The organism is Photobacterium sp. OFAV2-7 (genome assembly GCF_022347985.1).
Taxonomy (GTDB): domain Bacteria; phylum Pseudomonadota; class Gammaproteobacteria; order Enterobacterales; family Vibrionaceae; genus Photobacterium.
The window spans coordinates 1-3,198 of the sequence record NZ_JAKRFQ010000625.1 but is presented as its reverse complement, the minus strand read 5'-3'; the positions used below and the strand labels follow the sequence as shown (position 1 = coordinate 3,198).

The 3,198-nt window shown below is 46.4% G+C and carries 2 protein-coding genes; one reads left to right on the top strand and one right to left on the bottom strand.

Going from position 1 to position 3,198, the window contains the following annotated elements:
• Positions 1–1,001 (bottom strand): knotted carbamoyltransferase YgeW (gene ygeW, locus MHN01_RS21975; protein ID WP_239413441.1); only part of this gene is annotated, 1,001 nt, incomplete at its 3' end.
• A 408-nt stretch (positions 1,002–1,409) separates the two neighbouring features.
• On the opposite strand from ygeW, the gene MHN01_RS21970 reads away from it, so the two are divergent.
• On the top strand, positions 1,410–3,167 hold the full coding sequence (locus MHN01_RS21970) for a sigma 54-interacting transcriptional regulator (RefSeq protein WP_239413440.1): 1,758 nt from the start codon (positions 1,410–1,412) through the stop codon (positions 3,165–3,167).
• Positions 3,168–3,198: the final 31 nt, after the last annotated feature.

Below are 3,198 nucleotides of genomic sequence, written 5' to 3'. Positions count from 1 at the left end.
ATATCGGCAGGCAGACAGTGCATGTATAGTGCTTCACCGTCTTTGGTCTTCTTCATCATTTCTTCGGTGCAGTGCCAATCTTTGTGGTTGGCGTTCTGAGCCAGACATTCCTGCTCAAGCGCTTTCAGGCCTTCGTGGTCGTTGGCACGAAGTAGCTCGGTACGACGACCCATTACCTGATAAGGTGCCCATGATTTTGGATACACGATGTCAGCATCTTCGAAGGCTTCTTCCATTGAGGAAACCTGAGTGAAGCTACCGCCAGATGCTTCGGCATTCTTACGCGCTTCTTCAACCACTTCAGGAATTAGGTCGTAACCTTCTGGGTGAGCCAGAGTCACGTCCATACCGAAGCGAGTCATCAGGCCGATGATGCCCTGAGGTACAGATAGCGGCTTACCGTAGCTTGGAGAGTAAGCCCAAGTCATTGCAATCTTCTTGCCTTTTAGCTTGTCAAGACCACCGAAGTGCTCTTCCAACCATGCCAGGTCAGCCATAGACTGAGTTGGGTGGTCGATATCACACTGCAGGTTAACAAGCGCAGGACGGTGTGGTAGAACGCCTTCCTTAACACCATCATCCAACGCTTCACCCACTTCACGCATATAGGCGTTACCGGCACCTAGGTACATGTCATCACGGATACCGATAGCGTCAGCACAGAATGAGATCATGTTAGCGGTTTCACGAACGGTTTCACCGTGAGCGATTTGAGATTTGCCTTCATCAAGATCCTGCTGGGCTAAACCTAGCATGTTGATGGCAGACGCATAAGAGAAACGGGTACGAGTTGAGTTATCACGGAACAGTGAAATACCCAGACCATTTTTGAATACGTTTGTTGCAATATTTTCCTGGCGCATTGCTTTTAGTGCTTGCGCAGTTTTTAATACGCGCTCTAGCTCTTCGGGGCTCTGCTCCCACGTTAATAGGAAATCTTTATTATGAAGTTCAGATTTTAGTTCATTGATTTCCTTGATTAGTTCATTAATGCTTTTCATTTTATTCTTCCCAGTAAGTAAATTTGTTTTATCGTGTCCGGCTGGAAAAAGTCTGTAGGGTTAAAACAGACAGCTGACTCTCCTATTCCAATATCTGTGCCAACAACGAAATAAAGTGGAAAAATAAATAAAAAAAAGCCATCAGCCCTTGAATTACAAGGGGTAAGAAATTTCAAAGCAATTTATTGCTAACTCTGGTTCTTGTCGCACGCTATCACTCACTATCAGTGATAGCGACCAAAATGATAGCGCCCCAGAGGCGGTTTATCATATTGATATTCAGGTGTGACCTAGCTTGCAATTCCTATTTCGCATCGCGAATCCAATGGAAAACACTGACTTATATCAAGCAGGAATCATTGATTCTTTATTAACTTTGTAAGGACTTCCCTAAAATAGACTTGATATATGTTGAAAAACGCCCAGCAATCCGAACTCATGCAACTGCAGCCCACCATACTGCGCTTTACACAAATGCTTTCAGCCGTACTTCAGCTGGACGCTGAGGTCGTTGATGCCGATTTAGTCCGCATCGCCGGTACCGGGCCATATAGCAAATTCTTTGGTAAGAAGCTCAACACAAGTTCAAGAATTTTTCGATATATTCTTGAAACACATAGAGAAAAGGTAGTTGTTAAATCGCGTACCGATCCGTTGTGTGATGGCTGTTCAAACAAAGGAACTTGTCGAGAAACGGCATTCCTTGGTGTACCTATCATGGCCGAAGATCGCTGTATCGGGGTGATCAGCCTGGTTGCCTTTACCGAAGAGTCGCGCGAAAGAATCAAGGAGAATGTGCAGCTCTTCTCTGACTATATTCAGCACATTTCCCAAATAGTGGTCGCCAAAGTTCTGGCCAGCAACAATGAACATGATGACGGGCTCGACGAAGTATTTACCAGCCTTATCGAAAACATGGATCAGGGGGTATTAGTATTAGACGGTAACAGCCGGGTAAAATATGGTAACCAGCCAGCGCTGAACAACCTAAATATAGAACGTGAAGAGTTATCCCGGGTCGAAGTCAATATTCAGCCGCTATCGTTCCACAATAATGAATTAAAGGGACACCAGCAGCACATCATATCGCTTGGCGAACGCCAGGAGTTGGTTGTCGGCCAATTTCATGATGCCCGTGGCCACCAGCTTTTTTTAATGGCCTTCCATCAGCCAAATAAATCTTTTGCGATCAATGAGCCACAGCCGCAATTTACCAGTGTAATTGGTGAATGCAAAAAAATGCGCCAGCTGAAAACCCTGATATCCCGTATCGCCAGCAGTCCGTCGAGCGTTCTCATTAACGGTGAGAGCGGTACAGGTAAAGAAGTTATTGCCCATGCAGTGCATAATTTAAGTACCCGAAGCGATAAGCCTTTTATTGCCATTAACTGTGCCGCAATACCTGATCAGCTACTTGAAAGTGAGCTGTTTGGTTATGTCAAAGGTGCCTTTACCGGCGCTTCCAACAAGGGCAAGACCGGTTTGATTCAGGCTGCCAATAAAGGCACTTTGTTCCTGGATGAAATCGGCGACATGTCAATGACCCTTCAGGCCAAACTGCTGAGGGTACTGGAAGAGCGTGAAGTGATGCCGATTGGCTCAAACACCTCAATCCCGATCGATATTCGAATTGTATCGGCGACCAACCGCAACTTCGCTGAAATGATTGCCTCGAACAAGTTCCGGGAAGACTTGTACTATCGTCTCAACGTGATCCCTATTCACCTCCCGCCACTGAAAGAACGTGAAGGTGATGTCGAGCTACTGGTACAATTCTTCCTCGATATACATACCCGAAAGATCGGCGTGAGCTACCCGGGGATTGCAACCGAAGCCATGGCCCGACTCAATGCCTATCACTGGCCCGGCAACGTACGTGAACTGAGTAACCTGATTGAATATTTGGTGAATGTGGTACCGGAAGGCGACACGATTGATGTCGACTTGCTGCCTCCTTATTTCGAGCAGGCCAAAGTCGAGCATCAAGTCGAGAGTATTAACGCGGACGAGTGCGCTATGAGCCTTGAAGAAATGGAAAAAATCCGCATCGAGGAAGCGATTAACCGGTTAAGCAACCGCAAGCTGGTGGCCGACGAGCTGGGTATCGGTATTGCCACGCTTTACCGAAAAATCAAGAAATACGGCCTCAGCGTCAATAGCCATTAATACCGAATAACCAATACGTACTCACCATAAA

Excerpts from the sequence above, each read along its gene's own strand:
- MHN01_RS21970 (WP_239413440.1), top strand. The coding sequence starts at position 1,410 with ATGTTGAAAAACGCCCAGCAATCCGAACTCATGCAACTGCAGCCCACC.